Genomic DNA, 14,865 nt, shown 5'->3' on the forward strand with positions numbered 1-14,865 from the left:
GGGCATCAGGACCGGCACGCCCGGCAGCCCACCACAGCCCGTGACGGCGAGGCCCGCGCGACGCCGGCCGTCGAAACTGACCGTCGAAGCTGACCGTCGAAGCTGACCGTCCGGCCCCGGGCCGTCCCGATCAGGCTCGCTCAGGGCCGTGCCCCGGGGCGGCGATCGCTTCGCTTACGCGGTAGCCGAGCCCGGCCAGCTAGCCGTGCACCCGGCGATATCCCTAGGCCGGGTTCTCCCGCGCCAGGCTCAGCCCCAGGGCCCGAATCTCCCTGCTCATCCTCGGGCGGCCGGACCGGCTCCGATACATCCACCGGCGTCGAACCAGACGCCGATGCCAGGCCAGCAAGGTACCCGGCGTCACCAGCCGCCGAGCCCGCAACCCGGAGAGCAGGAGTCGTGCCAGCGCTGAGAGGAGCGCTCGATCGGCCCAGCCCGGCTCCGGCCGGATGACCTGATGCCATAACACCGCCACCTCCTGTCGCAGCACCATGATCTCGGCGTCCTTGGCCGCCTCTCTCCCCCACACAGCCCTGACAGGAAAGGGACGCCATTCCTCCCGCGGGTGCTGAGCAATCGTCAAGACCTGTGGATCAAGATCTTCTAGGCGGCTCTCGACTGGTCCTCGATCGCCGGTGATTCCGCGGGCCGCTCGACGAGCTTGCCCTTGACGAAGGTCGTCCCGGCACGGACCAGAGCGACCAGATGCGGCGCGTTGACCGCCCGCCAGCCGCCCACCCGGTGGTGACGGTACGCGGCAAAGGCTCGGGCCGGGCCAACATGGCCGGCGTGATCTGCTTCCGGGACGGTGAGCGACCGCACCTGTTCTACCGACTGCACATCTACCGCGGTCGCAAGGGCGAGCCCAAGTCGTTCCCCTCGACGGACTACCGGGACCTGATCGTAGCCACCCAGCAGCACCTGGACGCACCCCTGGTCTGGCGCTGAAACAACCTCAACGTGCACCTGGTCGGCCAGCTCACCGAGTTCGCCGCCGAGCACGCCGACTGGCTGCGTCTCGTCCAATTACCCGCCTACGCGCCCCAACTGAACCCCGTCGAGGGCGTCTGGTCCCTACTCCGCCGGGCCCTGGCCGACTTCGCCGTCGCCGACCTGCCCGGACTCGCCCGGATCGTCAAACGCAAGCTGAAGAAGATCCAATACCGGCCCCCTACTTACCGGCTGCCTGACCTAGACCGGGCTCACCCTCGACATCCCGACTAACCCATGACTGAATCTACGAATTCGACCTGTGTAACAGCAAAAAAGCGAGGCGCTCGCGATTGAGGCATCGGCGTACTTCAACTGGGACAACCTCGGAGCGGCAAGCGCCGTTATTACGCTCGTTTACCTTACATTTCCAGCAAGTCGAGTTGATCGTTTTCACGAATTTTCGGAAACCAGGTCGGCAAATCTCCTGACGTCAGGATATCACGAATCACATCGACCATTGCGGCGACCCCTTTCTCCCGCACGACAATCAGATCCGGCGTACCAAAGTATCGACCGGAAAGGTTTTCTCCGCACTGCCGATGGCGGTCCATTATCCGCGATATCTGGTCCAGCGTGATGAGCAGGGCGCTGTACCGCTCACCAGTGGGCAACGTGATGATGGAATCGCCGACTTCCAGGTCCGCTGCATCGACATTCCCATCAAGCAGGATATCGACCTCAAACTCATCGTCCGCCCAGTGGAAATACGCCTGACTAGCCATAAGTTTTCTCCAGCATTCTGATCAGTCGCGGTGAATGGCAAGCGCTTCGGCGTCCGACACTACACCAACCACATCGTCTCGCCATCGGCGAACGTGAGCTCTATTGGACCATCGCGTCGATCCATACTTCCCTGGAACTCGTAGATTGGCCGAGCCACTGAAGAATGGCGATGTCGGGTGCCTCGCGCCTGGCGAGCCGAGACTTCGCAGGAGGAGATCAGCCAAGAGCTGCGAGTCGCCGCAGTGTTTCGTTAACACGCTCGCGAAGCTCCTGTTCCGAGATATCGCCCTCTTCGCGAAGATCTGGGTCCGAAGGATAGTCATCCAGAGCGTAGAAGACCTCGTTCATGAGCTCCTCAAATTGCGCATGAAGTCGTTCGCCGTCGTCCAGCGCTTGTGATCGTTCCGACAGCCAGCTCAGGACAAATCGTGAAGCCGGTAGGGTTCTTTCGACGAACGACTCCATGAGGTGGAGTTGTTGCGCAGTGTTCGACTCAGGGTGCACCTCGCGTGGCGATCGCCACGATCGCCAGCGGGGAGGATGCTCCATTGCCACGGCCATGACGCTGGGGTTGGCATCGGCCAGCCGGCGAGCATACCGAAGGAATCGCACTCGGGCTTCGTCGATCCCGCAATCCAGGCAGGCACGGACAAAGGCGTGACTCCCCGCAACCAGGGAGTATCCTCCCGCAGTCGAGAGGATGGCGTTGTCCATGTCCGGCATGGCCAAGACGATTCCTTCATGGTGCTCAGGGATCTTGACCGAAAGCACGTCCGGCGTCATCTCCACGCGGAACAACAAGCCATCGATAACTCGGCTCCCTACGATCGGAGCACCCCAGGCATAGGTTGCGCCCAACCGGCCGGCCGCAGAACACACCCGATGGGGAAGGGAACCGTCGCCGCGCACAGTTCCCGGGATAGGGACGACCGTCTTAGCTGCGATATCCATCCATTCCCGACTGAATCTCTGTGCCCTCTCGTCCAGCAGTCGTCCAAGCTTCGCGGTCAACAAGCGACGCTCCATACCTATCACCACAAAATCTGCGGATGCCCATACGACCTCTGTCCTCGAGGTGGTGGCGGGCGCCCCTCGCACTCCCGCAACCAGATCGGAGGGAAAGGTTGGGCGGAAGACAACAGGATGATCGTATGAGATGCATGTACGCCCGTGGCCGGCCTTACGCGCTGGGCAGACCCGCTCCTACCCGCCGAGCTGCTCGGCCACGTCGTACGTGTCGGCCGGCTACACCCTGGCCGGCTGCCGCACCCGGCGTCATCACCCGGTGACGGGTGTGCGGGACCACTGCTGGTTGGCGCCGCCGTTGCACGCGTACTGCTTCAGGACGACGCCGTCGGCGGTCGAGGAGGCCGGCACGTCCACGCACTTGCCGCTGTGCCGGGCCCGCAGCTCGAAGTAGCCGCCGGCGGCGACCATCTGGAACTGCTGGTTGGCGCCGCTGCCGCAGGTGTATTGGATGAGCTCGGCGCCGTCGGCGGTCGAGGCGCTCACCACGTCGAGGCACTTGCCGCTGTGCCGGCTGATGAGGCGCCAGTAGCCGCCGCCGGCGTCCTGGAAGCGCCACTGCTGCCAGGCGGCGCCGTTGGCGGCGTACTGGCCGACGCGCGCGCCGTCGGCGGTGTTCGGCTGCTGCACGTCCATGACCTTGCCGCTGTGGCGCGCGGCGACCGTGTAGTAGGACGGGGGCGGTGTCGGGGTGATGGTGTCGCCCCAGCCGTAGCGGATCCGGTCGGCGCCGGAGGCGTTGCGGACGGTCAGGCGCAGGTCGGTGCCGCTACCGCTCAGCGCGTACATCGAGTACCAGTCGTAGCCGATGTCGCCGGGCTTGCCGCCGAGCGCGGGCCAGTAGGTGCCGCCCATCTGGTTGTCCCGCATGACCTGCGCCATGGCGCGGATGTGGCGCACGAAGTTGTCGGCACTGCCCGCGTCGGCGTAGTCGAGACCGGTCGACATCGGCGCGCCGAACTCGGTCGCGACCGCGCGGGAGGCGCAGCCTCCCAGGCGGGTCTGGATGTGACTGCGGAAGGCGTCGTAGGTCATGGGGCTGTAGAAGAAGGCGTAGTGGTGGAAGGACAGCAGGGTCGCGCCGAAACGGCTGTCGTTGCAGATGTCGCGCAGGTCCTGGCTGTAGCCGGTGCCGCCGATGAGCACCCGTGCCGGCGGGGCCGCGGTGTGCCGGGCCAGCCAGCCAGCCGCCACGTCGCGCCACTCGGCGGAGCTGTAGCCGTGCGGCTCGTTCATCGGCTCGAAGTAGACGTTGCCGTTGGAGCCGTAGGCGCCGGTCACGGCGGACCACATGGCGTTCCAGGCGGCCAGGTTGGTGATCCTGCCTCCGGAGGCGGCGCCGTCCTCCCAGTAGGCGAGGATGACCTTGAACCCTCGGGCGGTGGCGGCGTCGATCGCGCCGCGGTAGGCGTTCCACCAGGATGTGGCAGCGACCGTGTGGGTGTTGACGGGCAGTCGGACGGTGTTGACGCCCATGGTGGCGGCCATGTCGTCGTAGAGGCTGTCGGCCTTGGCCCGCACGGTGGCGTAGCTGTCGGACTGGCTCAGGCCCTGCACGACAAGGGGGCCGGTGCTGAAGTTGTCGCCCAGCACGGCCCAGTTCATGCCCCGGAACTGGCTGGTGGCGGCCTGGGCCGGTGGAGCGGTCAGGACGAGGCCCGCCAGGGCGGCGAGCGCGGCCACCAGGAAGGGGATCAGCGATCGGCGTGCTTGGGTCGCTGTCATGGGGATCGCCTCTCAGGATCTGTTAGCGCTAACATCGCGGTGGGCGGGCAGTCCGAACCGGTTTTACGGGGATGTTTCAGGCGGTGCTGCCGCCGAGTGTTGACGCGACCGTAAGCCTTGTCAAGTGGTTGACAGGAAGCTCGGAATGCGCTTACCGGCTTTATGGCGATTTCCATTGGAAATATGCGGACGATTATCCTGGCGGCCAACCTGGCCTCCCATGGATTAGGGGCTTCGGCGTCCGGGCAAACACGGGGGTCTCTTTTCCGTCTCCCAGACGGAAGCAGGCGGCATCGCGCGTATCGCCCGTAAGTTCCGCAATTCGTGCCCTTTTCCTATCCCTCGCCCTCACCGTCGCGACCTGCGCGAACACCGCCCTTCCCGCGCACGCCGCCACCGAGTTCATGATGGCCGGCCATGAATGGCTCTCACTCCGCACGGGGGTGCCATAATTTACGACCCTCCTCAGCAGAATGTGAAGATTCGGAACACCCTGCGGGATAACGCCATCGTCTCCAGTAATTCGCAGCACCCCTGCGAGGGCGCCATCACGCAGCACATCTACGTCGATGAAAGGTACATCCTGTCCGACGCGCCCTTCTTCATGGCGGGAACGCCCGGAGACTGACCCGCACCCTGCTCCTCGAGGGCCGGGCAGCCCTTCGCTTCACCCTGGCTTGCACCTTCCGCGCTTCCCGCATCGCTTCCGCCCCGTGGATGTCAGGATGTTCCCATGAGACGCATGTCCGTCCGTGGCCCGGTTTTACGGTGGGCAGCGGTGCTCCTGGCAGGGGCTCTCCTTCTCACCGGGGTCGTCTGGTTCACCATCGCCTCGGACGATCGGTTCGCTCGGTCGGCTCCCCAGATGGAGGCCGTCGCTCGCATGTTGGGGAAGGACGAGGTGCTCGGGCGCCGGACGATCGGCGTCCTGACGTTCGACACGGTCTTCCGGGACGGTGACGCGGTGGTCTTCCACCTGAGCGGCACTCACCGTGCGTACTTCTATAGCCCTGACCGGAGGCCGGGCGACTCATCGCCCGTGTGGGGCCCGTGGTACACGTTCGTGAGCGATCCCCACTGAGGCTTCTCTCCTTCGGTCAAGCGAAAAGCGGTCGCATCCAGATCGAGCTGAGCTGTCCGTCAGCCGCTCCGATGAGTACGCCGTCGGCGATCTCCGTCAGGTGTTCCGCGGAAGCACCCTCCGGTGCGACGCGAATCCATCCCGACCTGGGATCAAATTCCCTTCGCCACGAGTCTTCGTCTGAGACCCCGTACGCGATACTCCGCTGGAACGTGCTCCCTACGAATTGCACCACGCCGGGGGTGCTGCGAGGGATCGGCAGCGCCGCTGTCGTCCACGATATCTTCGGGAAGTAGCCCCAGACGTGCAGGGCTTCATAGCGGGGCAGTCCTACCTCGATTTGCAGAGTGTTGATGGCGACACAGGCGACTCCGTCTGGCGTGCGATCCAGATATTGATCAGGTTCTGAGTGTATGAAATCGATGCTGTACTCATGGTCGATGTAGGTGAGGGTGCCGGCGAATGGGGTGCCGGGGCGTTGTTTGATGTTCATGAGGTGAGCTGGATGCGGTGGACCTGGGCTGGGGACTCGATGATGAGGGCTTGATCCTCGTGCCGCCACCGTACAGGGCGATCGTCGCCGAGGGCGTGGACGCCGGTGATCTGGCGGTCGAGCAGGCCCGCCGCACGCCCCAGACGGCGCAGGACCACCGGGCCGTCAGGGCGGGCGAGGGCGGTGGCGTAGAGGGCGGTGTCGGTGGTGGTGTAGCGGATGTCGGCGGCGGTCATCGTGCCGCCCTCGTTGAAGCCCTGGTCCCGCAGCGCGGGTGGGTTGTCGGCCGAGGGGCCCTCGCCGAAGACCTTCCAGGGGACGGTGTCGAAGATCGCTTCGCCGTTGACGGCGAGCCAGTCGCCGATGCCGGCCAGGATGGCGCGTTCGTCGTCGTCGATCTCGCCGTCGCCGGTGATCGGTACGCTGAGCAGCAGGTTGCCGTTCTTGCTCACCACGTCGGCGAGCATGCCGACCACCTGGGCCACGCTCTTGTAGGTGTGCCCGGCGAGCCGGCGCGTGTCGTAGTGCCAGGAGCCGAGGCAGGTGCAGGTCTGCCAGGGATGCGGTTCGATGCGGTCGCTCGCGCCGCGTTCGACGTCCCAGGTCAGGGCGCGGCGCCGGCGTTCGTCGAGAATCTTGCCGCAGACGATCATGTCTTCGCCGAGGTTGTACAGCTCTGCGGCGATCTCCAGGCCGACCGGGCCGCACTGGTGCAGCGGGAGCACGGTGTCGTCGAAGTAGACCAGGTCAGGCCGGTACGTTCGGGCCAGTTGCAGGGTTCTGGCCTTGAAGTTCGCCTGGTAGGCGGTGTCCGGGCGGTGCTCGGGGTCGGGCCAGTCCCAGTGGTGGTTGATGGTCTTCGGCTGGTCGAAGCCGGGGATCGGCCGGTGGTCCTGCGCGTACAGCTCCTGCGGGTCGAGCCCTTCCCACCAGGTGCCGGCGCCGTCCGCCTTGGTGAGCCGCCCGTCGTACGGTACGCCCGCCAGCGGCCCGTCGGGATCGGCGCCCTGGCTCGGCTCGTACCAGGACCAGGCGTGCGCGGCGTGCACGCTCACCCCGAACCGCAGCCCGTGCGAGCGCGCGGCGGCGGCCCACTCGCCGACGATGTCGCGGTGCGGGCCCACCCGGACCGAGTTCCAGGCGTGGTGCGGACTGTCCCACAGGTCGAGGTTGTCGTGGTGGTTGGCCATCGCGACGAAGTACCGGGCGCCGGTACGCGCGTACAGGGCGACGAGTTCCTCCGGGTCCCAGCGGGACGCCTTCCACTCGTTGATGACGTCCTTGAACCCGAACTGCGACGGATGCCCGTAACGCTCGCGGTGGAAGCGGAAGGCGTCCGTGCCCGGAAGGTACATGTTGCGGGCGTACCAGTCGCCGAACCCCGGCTGGCACTGCGGCCCCCAGTGCGCCCACAGGCCGAACTTGGCCCGCGGGAACCACTCCGGCGTCTCGCGGCCCTCCAGCGACTCCCACGACGGCGCGAACGGCACGACGCTCCCTTCGACGATCACATGAGGTACCGAGCTTGCAGGGGAAACGGCCCGGAGTAAAGACCGTCAGACCGCCGCGTGGACGGCCGACGCCGCCGGGCGGCCCGGACTGTCGCGGTGGAAGGTCGCCAAGAGGGCGAACCAGACGAGGATCATGATCCCGGCCGGGCGCAGGTACTCCTCGGCGAGTTGAGTGCCGACGAAGGAGTAGCCTCCGAGCCAGACGCCCGTGACGACGCCGACCACGCGGACCGGCCAGGAGTGGCTGACCAGGGAACTCGCCACGATCCAGACACCGGCGAGTACGTGGCCGCCGAGCCGGACCGCCCAGGCCGTGTCGTGGTCGACCCCGTTGATCATCAGGATGCCGGTGAGGACGTCGAGCGCCACCCAGCCGTAGCCCGCCGCTCTGGCCCAGGATGCCGCCTCCAGGCGGGAGACCAGGAAGAGGATCGAGAGGTGGAAGAAGACGCCCAGGTACTCTCCCCACGCCACGTCCGGGTCCGTGAAGAAGGCGATCACGGCGGGCAGGAACAGGACGAGCGGAAGCAGCGCCACCAGGCGCAGGCTGGCATAGTGCCGTCGAGCATCGAGCATCGGTGATGTCCTTCGCATGAGCCGTATGGTCGGGTTCGAACACTAGAGAGGGCAGTGTTGACATGTCAACAGTTGGCGGGAGTGAGGCGACCGAGCTGTGGCTGCGCTGGAAGCGCGCTCATGAGCTGGTACGTGCCGCCGTCGTCGCCGAGACCACAGCGGCGTCCGGCCTCTCGGAGGCGGAACTGAGCGTCCTGGTCTGCCTGCACGAGTCCGGCGGGAGCCTGCGGCAGAACGCCCTCGCCGCCGCCCTCAACTGGGACCGGACACGGCTGTCGCACCTGCTGACCCGGATGGCCGATCGTGACTACGTGGCCCGCGACAAGGTGCCGAACGGCATGGAGGTCGCGCTGCGCCCGGAAGGCAGAAACGCGATCAATGCCACGTTGCCGACGCTGGAGAAGGCCACTCGCCGTCACCTGCTGGACCGGCTCGGCCCGGACGACGCCAGGACGCTCAAGGCCATCACCGATCGCCTCCTGTCCGACGACGGGGGGCGGCTGAGGTGACCTCAGGGCACTGATTCGGGACGATGTGCACAACTACCTACCGGCGAGCGACTGAGGTCGCGTCGCTGAGCCGAACGTCCAAGCCGTAGACGTTCCTGATCGTGCGTGACTGGGACTCCTCCGCCGCCCCTCGGGCTGGTCACCCGATGAGCGGGGCGGCGGCCGGCCCCCGCCGACCTTGTGGACACCGTTGGCGAAGTAGACAGAACGGAAACGGCCCCTGTGATCACCTCTGTGATCCCGGGGCCGATCAAGGGTTCAGGAGGCGTTCAAAGTGCTCGCCAGGCCTTGAATCGTCGAGAGAACGCCCGGCCCGGAGTCGTCAGTTTCTGGGAAAGATCTCGGTCTCGGGGCGCTGCATGTACTCCATCGCTGCGGTGAACTCCGGGTCTCCGGCGCGCCGCTCCATCTCTTCGGGCGCCACGTCCTCGATGTGGGTCTGGATCCACCACACGTTGCCAAAGGGGTCGCGCACCCGCCCGACCAGGTCGCCGAAGGCCAGGTGGGTGACCTCCGAGATGGAGACGCCACCCGCCTCAATTGCCTGGCGGTGCACTGCACGGGCGTCCTCGACGTACAGCCGGAGGAACGCGGGCGTCGCCGGCCAACTCGGGTCACCGTCGAACAGCATCACGATCGCATCGCCGATACGGACCTCCGCGTGCCCGATAACCCCGCGCGGGTCGGTCACCCGGCCCAGTTCTTCGGCGCCGAACGCCTTGCGGATGTAGTCGATGACTCCGGCCGTGTCGCGGGAAATGATCCACGGCGTGAGGGTGGTGTAGCCCTCGGGAATGGCCTTGACAGTCATTTCGGATGCCTCCTTGCGTGCCGGAATGTGCCGCCGACACTAGGCCCCTTTCAGGTCAGCTTCTTTCCTCGATGACACGGAGCGTTCTGTCAGCCCCTGAGCGATCGATCAACCGGCCCAGGGGTCATCATGCTGGGGCCGCAAGGCGGCGAACCGAGAGGTACGAGTGGCAGCCAGTGGCGTTCCGGCAAGCCAGGCGTCGAGCCGGGTCAGGCTATCGCCCGGCCGACCGGACGGTTTCACTCTGCAGGCCAGCCCTACGCCCGTCATTTGAGGAAACGATTTGTGGAATCCGGCGAGTGCGGCGGCCTGGTCCTCGAAGGTGACCCTCAAGACCTCTGGCCGCGATGACGCGGCGTGACCGAGACGGTTCCACCAGCAGCCACCGGATCGACCTCTTGAGAACGCGTAACCAGTAGGTTACGCTTTCTGGCGTGGACGAGGTGGCAGGGGCGATCGCGGATCAGGTGCGGCGGCAGATCCTGGTGATGCTCAAAGACGGGCGGCTCTCGGCCGGCGAGATCGCCGAGCGCTTCTCGATCAGCCGCCCCGCCGTGAGCCGCCACCTGCGCGTGCTCCGGGAGAGCGGACTGGTCAGGGCGGAGCTCGTCGGCCGGCAACGCCTCTACACGCTCGACGCGGAGCGGTTCACCGAGCTGGCCGGCTGGCTGGCCCAGTTCCTTGAACCCTCCGGCTGGGAGCACCGCTTCGACGCTCTGGAGACCGAGGTCTACCGGACGCGCCGCGAACGCCGTACGAACAGCGCCAAGACAGGCAGCGAGACCGACAGCAAGGGAGAAACAGCATGAACCGCTTCCCCACCGGCAAGCTCTTCCGCGCGGACGACGGCGTCGACCTCGTCCTCACCCGGACGTTCCGCGCGCCCGCCGAGGACGTGTGGGCCAGCGTCACCGAGCCGGAGCGCACGGCGCGCTGGTTCGGCCCGTGGGAGGGCGAGGCAGGCCCCGGCCGGACGATCCGGGTCCAGCTGGTGTTCGAGGAGAAGGCTCCCTGGGCCGAGATGCGCATCGAAGCGTGCGAGCCACCCCGCCGGCTGGAGATCACCGCCAAGGACGCGGCCGGCTCCTGGCACCTCGAACTCCTGCTGTCGAAGGCGGGCGGCGGCACCGAGCTGCGCTTCGTCCAGCACCTGGCCAGTGCCGAGGGCATCGGCGAGATCGGCCCCGGCTGGGAGTACTACCTCGACCTGCTGGCGGCCTCCCACGACGGCTCCGCCAAGCTGGAGTTCGACGACTACTACCCCGCGATGAAGCCGTCCTACGAACAACTGACCGTCACGGAGCCCGAGGCGTAGATCGCCAGATACCTCGGCCCGGCCGTACTGACCCGGAGGTTCGCATCATTCTCGGGAAGGCCCGCGCCGTAACGTCGGGCCGGGTAGGAAGGAAACACCTGAAAGCAGGCAAGTAACCCTTCGGCGAAGCTCGCCCCGGCCCCCCGTCAGGCCCGGCGGTAGTCGTCGATCCAGCAGGAAGAGAAGGATGACGAACACCGACAGACAGACGGACCCGCAGGACCCCGAGTACGCCGACGCCCCGGCAGCGCGCATCAATCCGCACATCCCGCACCCCGCGCGCATCTACGACTACTTACTGGGCGGCAAGGACAACTTCGCCTCCGACCGGGAGGCCGCCGAGGCGCTCATCAAGCTGTCGCCGGGCACGCGGGAGGGGGTACGCGCCCATCGTGCCTTCGTGGGCCGGGCCGTACGGTATCTGGCGGCTGAGGCGGGCGTCACCCAGTTCCTGGACATCGGCACCGGCCTGCCGACCCAGGATCCCACCCACGTGATCGCCCAGCGGGCGGTGCCCGAGGCGCGGGTGGCGTACGTGGACAACGACCCGATCGTCTCGGTGCACGGCCGCGCCCTGCTGACCGGCGACCCGGCGGGCGCCACGGAGATGATCGAGGCGGACCTGCGCGAGCCGGAGAAGATCCTGAACGACCCGGCGGTCCGGGATCTGCTCGACTTCACCCGTCCCATGGCCGTCATCCTGGCGGGCATCCTGCACTTCGTCACCGACGAGGAGAACCCGTTCGGGGTGGTGGAGCAGCTCAAGGCCGCGGTGCCCAGCGGCAGCCACCTGCTGCTGTCGCACATCACCATGGACTTCGCCGACCACCTGAGCCGCGAGGAGTTCACCAAGCCGTACGACAAGAGCTCCGCGCCCATGGTGCCGCGCAGCCATGACGAGACGATGCGCTTCTTCGACGGCTGGAACCTGCTGGAGCCGGGCCTCGTCGAGGTGGTGACCTGGCGGCCGGACCTCACCGAATACCAGGAGGAGATCCCCGGCGGGCACGCCTGGGCGTACGGGGGCCTGGCGATCAAACCTTAGACGAAGTAGCGGGCCCGCAGGCGGAACAGCTCGGCGTACAGGCCGTCGGCGCGGCTCATTGTGGGTGCCGACCTCGACGACGCCGCCCCGGTCGAGCACGACGATGAGGTCGGCGGCCTCCATGGCCCGGCGCAGGTCGGCGCCGGCCTGCTCGGCACCGGCCGAACGGGGCCGTCACCGCTCCCGGGGAGCTCGATGGTGGCGCGGCGAAGCCATCCGCCGCGGCCTGTGGGGCCCGCACCACCAGCCGGGGGTGGGCAGCGGGGCACCGAAGTCTTTCTCTGGTCGAGCTTGGGCGAGTGACCCGCCGACATTGCGCGGCGCGTGCCGGTGTGTGCGCGCCCGACACGTCTGCACCCGATGACGGCGGCTGTACCCTGATCAACTGTTTGTGCCAAGCACGATGGCAGGAGACGGGGCATGACTTCGAAGCAGGCCGGGGACGTGGTCGGCGGGCGCTACCAGCTTGCCGCCGAACTGGGGTCCGGTGGCTTCGGGCGGGTCTGGCGGGCCCGCGACGAGACCCTCGACGTGGACGTTGCGATCAAGGAACTGCAGCTGCCGACAGGGATGCCGGAAAGCGAACGAGCCGAGCGGCTGGCGCGCGCCACGCGCGAGGCCCGCAATGCCGCCCGGTTACGCAGGCATGACGGCATCGTCGCGATCCACGACGTCGTCATCGACGACGGCCTTCCTTGGATCGTCATGGAACTCGTCGATGGCTGCTCGCTGAGCGAGCACATGCAGAAGCACGGACCGCTTCCGATGGGCAGGGCCGTCGAAGTGGCCGCGGCGCTGTTGAGGGCGATCGGCGCAGCACACCGGGAAGGTGTCGTGCACCGCGACATCAAACCGGCCAACGTCATGCTCGCCGAGAACGGGAAGGTCCTGCTCACTGACTTCGGGACCGCGGTCCACACCACCGACACCGCACTGACCGCCACTGGGATGCTCATCGGCTCGGCCGAGTACACGGCGCCCGAGCGGCTGCGCGGCGCCGACGGCCTCCCCGCTGGGGATCTGTTCTCCCTCGGCGTGACCCTTTACCAGGCCGTCGAGGGCGTCTCACCGTTCCGCCGCGATACCCAGGAAGCGACGTTGGCCGCAGTGCTACTGGAGGAGGCCGCGGCGCCGCGGCGAACCGGGCCGCTCACGCAGCTCATCACCCGGCTACTGGACAAGGACCCGGCCCGCAGGCCGACGGCGGACGAAGCTCTGGCCATGGCAGGGGGTATTGCAGGTGAGCAGCCCGCAACCACAGTCCACGTGCGGCGCGACACCAAGATCCTGCCGACCTGGTCGAAGAAGTGGTCGCCCCTAGGCGTTGCCGCGCCGATGGTGTTCGCGTTGGCGATGGCAGTCATGACGGCGCTCGGCGTCGCCGGACTCCCTGATGCCGGCGGAACGTGGGACCAATTCGAGCGCTACGGGGACAACGCCGTGCTCGGCGCCACCGTAATGATCACAGCCGTTGCCGATGTCGTTGTCGTCGGCTTGCTGTGCGCCAGCCTCGCGCGATTCCTCCCGGCGGACGTCGGCAAAGCCGTCATCGCTGTCGTCGGTGTCGCCGGGCTCGTCTTCGGCTGTGGCGCGACCGCTTTCGCCTTCCATGGTGCCGGCGAGATCTTCCGGAACGCGATGGAACTCCCTGGGCGGAAGTCCGCGACGGTGTCACTCGCCCTGATCAGCATCGTCGTGCTCGTCGCCGTCGGGTCGGCCTGGAGCTCACAGCGCGCAGATCGACGCGAAACGATCAGAATTCGAAAGCGATCATGACCACCCGCATGATCCCATCAGCGTCGGATGCCGGGCTGATCCGGCCGAGCGACCCCGACCGCTACGAAACCGCCCTCTGGTTCACCGGCACCTCAAAGGCTGCCACCAGCCGCTCGCCCACGGTCTCGGTCAGCCACTGCTCGTCACCGACTTCGCCGCACCGCTGTAGGTTCCGGATGGACCTGTCGGTGTCCGAGTGTGTTGTGGTGCATATGGCGATCAGAACACCATCGTGAGCAGGTCGGCGAACAGCTCCTGTTCGTCGATCTCGAGCCCGCGATTCGTGAACCAGGTCGCCATGTTGTGGCAGTCGCGCATCAGGAAGTCCATGCCCATCGGATTGCCGACGATGTCGACGACCTGGGGCAGGTCGATCATCACGATCCGCTCGTCCTGCGCGAGGACGTTGTACGGTGAGAGGTCGCCGTGCGCGAGCCCCGCGCGAGCCAGCTCACGCATGCCGTCGCGGAGCTGCTCGAAGTACCCGCCGAGCAGCTCCTTCGACGGCCGGACCTGGGCGAGCCGGGGCGCGGCACCGCCCTCGCCGTCGTCGATGAACTCCATCAGCAGCTCGGTGCCGTCCACCTGCACGGGATACGGCACCGGGACGCCGGCCTTCCACAACCGGTTGAGGGCGTCCCATTCAGCGTATGCCCACTGACCGGCCGCGACGCCGCGGCCGTGCGAGGTCTTCTTCGCCATCGCCCGGCTGTCACGGCTGTTGCGGGTATGGCGGCCTTCGACGTACGACGCGCTGCGGTGGAAGGACCGGTGTTCCTCGGTGCGGTACCGCTTCGCGGCCAGCAGCGAGGACTTCGCCGGGTTGTCGCCGATGGCTTCGACGGCCCGTTCGATCAGGAAGACGTCGGCTTCCTTGCCGGTTTTGAGGACGCCGAGTTCGGTGTCGATCGCAGCCTGTTCCGTCACAACCCACGGGGGGCGGGGTTCCGGGCCGCGAGAACCGCGCTCGACCTCCAGCCAGGTGGACCACCGCTGATCTGGGCCCAGCTCCTCGTCGACCGGATGGAACGTGAAGACGAAGGCCGCCGCCGGATCTGGTTGGAACTCGTCACCGGTGAATTCGGACCGCGGGGAGTGGAGGTCGGAGTAGGTATCAGAGGGTTCGTACGCGGAAGACAACGGGTGTGCTCCTGAACAAAGAGGTGGGCCTGATGCGGACATGCCGCAGCGCAGTGATGACCATCCGTCAGCCCTCCTTGGTCCAGGCAGCGCTCTCCGCCGCTCGATCGACCCAGCATGCCCGGCCCGTCATGGATCCCG

At 67.0% G+C, this 14,865-nt stretch carries 17 protein-coding genes; 9 read left to right on the top strand and 8 right to left on the bottom strand.

Annotated features, from left to right (window positions below):
* Positions 1–705: 705 nt before the first annotated feature.
* Together ACFFR3_RS31430 and ACFFR3_RS31435 are read left to right on the top strand one after the other, a co-directional pair.
* The gene (locus tag ACFFR3_RS31430; protein WP_379484369.1) at positions 706–948 is read left to right on the top strand and encodes a hypothetical protein; all 243 of its coding nucleotides are present in this window, start codon (positions 706–708) and stop codon (positions 946–948) included.
* 12 nt (positions 949–960) lie between these two features.
* Entirely contained in the window at positions 961–1,224 is a 264-nt protein-coding gene (locus ACFFR3_RS31435; RefSeq protein ID WP_345408752.1) for a transposase, read from the top strand.
* A 128-nt stretch (positions 1,225–1,352) separates the two neighbouring features.
* On the opposite strand, the gene ACFFR3_RS31440 is transcribed toward ACFFR3_RS31435, so the two are convergent.
* The 3 genes from ACFFR3_RS31440 to ACFFR3_RS31450 form a co-directional block, all read right to left on the bottom strand.
* Positions 1,353–1,715 carry a hypothetical protein gene (locus ACFFR3_RS31440; protein ID WP_379484309.1) on the bottom strand — a complete coding sequence of 121 codons (363 nt, stop codon included), beginning with the start codon at positions 1,713–1,715 and terminating at the stop codon, positions 1,353–1,355.
* A 217-nt stretch (positions 1,716–1,932) separates the two neighbouring features.
* Positions 1,933–2,730, bottom strand: coding sequence for a colicin immunity domain-containing protein (locus ACFFR3_RS31445; RefSeq protein WP_345408756.1), 798 nt, complete (start codon positions 2,728–2,730; stop codon positions 1,933–1,935).
* Positions 2,731–2,994: 264 nt separating this feature from the next.
* Positions 2,995–4,467 carry an RICIN domain-containing protein gene (locus ACFFR3_RS31450; protein WP_379484310.1) on the bottom strand — a complete coding sequence of 491 codons (1,473 nt, stop codon included), beginning with the start codon at positions 4,465–4,467 and terminating at the stop codon, positions 2,995–2,997.
* An 883-nt stretch (positions 4,468–5,350) separates the two neighbouring features.
* Here ACFFR3_RS31450 and ACFFR3_RS31455 point away from each other — a divergent pair.
* Entirely contained in the window at positions 5,351–5,548 is a 198-nt protein-coding gene (locus ACFFR3_RS31455; RefSeq protein ID WP_345408762.1) for a hypothetical protein, read from the top strand.
* Positions 5,549–5,564: 16 nt separating this feature from the next.
* Here the strand turns inward: ACFFR3_RS31455 and ACFFR3_RS31460 are convergent, their stop codons facing one another.
* The 3 genes from ACFFR3_RS31460 to ACFFR3_RS31470 are packed head-to-tail and all read right to left on the bottom strand — an operon-like array spanning position 5,565 to position 8,128.
* Positions 5,565–6,041 (bottom strand): hypothetical protein, encoded by a 477-nt coding sequence (locus ACFFR3_RS31460; RefSeq protein WP_379484311.1) that lies wholly within the window; start codon positions 6,039–6,041, stop codon positions 5,565–5,567.
* The gene (locus ACFFR3_RS31465; RefSeq protein WP_379484312.1) at positions 6,038–7,552 is read right to left on the bottom strand and encodes an alpha-L-fucosidase; all 1,515 of its coding nucleotides are present in this window, start codon (positions 7,550–7,552) and stop codon (positions 6,038–6,040) included. The genes ACFFR3_RS31460 and ACFFR3_RS31465 overlap by 4 nt, the downstream gene beginning before the upstream one ends.
* A gap of 45 nt (positions 7,553–7,597) precedes the next feature.
* Positions 7,598–8,128, bottom strand: a complete 531-nt coding sequence (locus tag ACFFR3_RS31470) for a hypothetical protein (protein ID WP_345408766.1) — start codon at positions 8,126–8,128, stop codon at positions 7,598–7,600.
* 62 nt (positions 8,129–8,190) lie between these two features.
* On the opposite strand from ACFFR3_RS31470, the gene ACFFR3_RS31475 reads away from it, so the two are divergent.
* Positions 8,191–8,637: a MarR family winged helix-turn-helix transcriptional regulator gene (locus ACFFR3_RS31475; RefSeq protein WP_379484313.1), complete on the top strand. Its 447-nt coding sequence runs from the start codon at positions 8,191–8,193 to the stop codon at positions 8,635–8,637.
* Between the two features lie 322 nt (positions 8,638–8,959).
* On the opposite strand, the gene ACFFR3_RS31480 is transcribed toward ACFFR3_RS31475, so the two are convergent.
* On the bottom strand, positions 8,960–9,448 hold the full coding sequence (locus ACFFR3_RS31480) for a VOC family protein (RefSeq protein ID WP_345408770.1): 489 nt from the start codon (positions 9,446–9,448) through the stop codon (positions 8,960–8,962).
* A gap of 434 nt (positions 9,449–9,882) precedes the next feature.
* Here ACFFR3_RS31480 and ACFFR3_RS31485 point away from each other — a divergent pair, with 434 nt between their 5' ends.
* The 5 genes from ACFFR3_RS31485 (at position 9,883) to ACFFR3_RS31505 (ending at position 13,820) form a co-directional block, all read left to right on the top strand.
* Complete coding sequence (locus tag ACFFR3_RS31485; RefSeq protein ID WP_345408772.1) at positions 9,883–10,257, top strand: metalloregulator ArsR/SmtB family transcription factor; 375 nt, start codon at positions 9,883–9,885, stop codon at positions 10,255–10,257.
* Positions 10,254–10,763, top strand: a complete 510-nt coding sequence (locus ACFFR3_RS31490) for an SRPBCC family protein (RefSeq protein WP_345408774.1) — start codon at positions 10,254–10,256, stop codon at positions 10,761–10,763. The genes ACFFR3_RS31485 and ACFFR3_RS31490 overlap by 4 nt, the downstream gene beginning before the upstream one ends.
* A 187-nt stretch (positions 10,764–10,950) precedes the next feature.
* Positions 10,951–11,808: an SAM-dependent methyltransferase gene (locus ACFFR3_RS31495; RefSeq protein WP_345408776.1), complete on the top strand. Its 858-nt coding sequence runs from the start codon at positions 10,951–10,953 to the stop codon at positions 11,806–11,808.
* Positions 11,809–12,228: 420 nt separating this feature from the next.
* On the top strand, positions 12,229–13,584 hold the full coding sequence (locus tag ACFFR3_RS31500) for a serine/threonine-protein kinase (RefSeq protein ID WP_345408780.1): 1,356 nt from the start codon (positions 12,229–12,231) through the stop codon (positions 13,582–13,584).
* On the top strand, positions 13,581–13,820 hold the full coding sequence (locus ACFFR3_RS31505; RefSeq protein ID WP_379484314.1) for a hypothetical protein: 240 nt from the start codon (positions 13,581–13,583) through the stop codon (positions 13,818–13,820). The genes ACFFR3_RS31500 and ACFFR3_RS31505 overlap by 4 nt, the downstream gene beginning before the upstream one ends.
* On the opposite strand, the gene ACFFR3_RS31510 is transcribed toward ACFFR3_RS31505, so the two are convergent.
* Entirely contained in the window at positions 13,804–14,766 is a 963-nt protein-coding gene (locus ACFFR3_RS31510) for a serine protein kinase RIO (protein ID WP_379484315.1), read from the bottom strand. The two genes, ACFFR3_RS31505 and ACFFR3_RS31510, sit on opposite strands and share 17 nt — an antisense overlap.
* Positions 14,767–14,865: the final 99 nt, after the last annotated feature.

It is taken from the genome of Nonomuraea salmonea (genome assembly GCF_042428605.1).
Classification (GTDB): Bacteria; Actinomycetota; Actinomycetes; order Streptosporangiales; family Streptosporangiaceae; genus Nonomuraea; species Nonomuraea salmonea.

What these genes read in the sequence shown, in the direction of transcription:
- ACFFR3_RS31430 (WP_379484369.1), top strand. Translation starts at nt 706, where the DNA reads ATGCGGCGCGTTGACCGCCCGCCAGCCGCCCACCCGGTGGTGACGGTA.
- ACFFR3_RS31440 (WP_379484309.1), bottom strand. Translation starts at nt 1,715, where the DNA reads ATGGCTAGTCAGGCGTATTTCCACTGGGCGGACGATGAGTTTGAGGTC.
- ACFFR3_RS31450 (WP_379484310.1), bottom strand. Translation starts at nt 4,467, where the DNA reads ATGACAGCGACCCAAGCACGCCGATCGCTGATCCCCTTCCTGGTGGCC.
- ACFFR3_RS31455 (WP_345408762.1), top strand. Translation starts at nt 5,351, where the DNA reads ATGTTGGGGAAGGACGAGGTGCTCGGGCGCCGGACGATCGGCGTCCTG.
- ACFFR3_RS31460 (WP_379484311.1), bottom strand. Translation starts at nt 6,041, where the DNA reads ATGAACATCAAACAACGCCCCGGCACCCCATTCGCCGGCACCCTCACC.
- ACFFR3_RS31470 (WP_345408766.1), bottom strand. Translation starts at nt 8,128, where the DNA reads ATGCTCGATGCTCGACGGCACTATGCCAGCCTGCGCCTGGTGGCGCTG.
- ACFFR3_RS31475 (WP_379484313.1), top strand. Translation starts at nt 8,191, where the DNA reads ATGTCAACAGTTGGCGGGAGTGAGGCGACCGAGCTGTGGCTGCGCTGG.
- ACFFR3_RS31480 (WP_345408770.1), bottom strand. Translation starts at nt 9,448, where the DNA reads ATGACTGTCAAGGCCATTCCCGAGGGCTACACCACCCTCACGCCGTGG.
- ACFFR3_RS31490 (WP_345408774.1), top strand. Translation starts at nt 10,254, where the DNA reads ATGAACCGCTTCCCCACCGGCAAGCTCTTCCGCGCGGACGACGGCGTC.
- ACFFR3_RS31495 (WP_345408776.1), top strand. Translation starts at nt 10,951, where the DNA reads ATGACGAACACCGACAGACAGACGGACCCGCAGGACCCCGAGTACGCC.
- ACFFR3_RS31500 (WP_345408780.1), top strand. Translation starts at nt 12,229, where the DNA reads ATGACTTCGAAGCAGGCCGGGGACGTGGTCGGCGGGCGCTACCAGCTT.
- ACFFR3_RS31505 (WP_379484314.1), top strand. Translation starts at nt 13,581, where the DNA reads ATGACCACCCGCATGATCCCATCAGCGTCGGATGCCGGGCTGATCCGG.
- ACFFR3_RS31510 (WP_379484315.1), bottom strand. Translation starts at nt 14,766, where the DNA reads ATGTCCGCATCAGGCCCACCTCTTTGTTCAGGAGCACACCCGTTGTCT.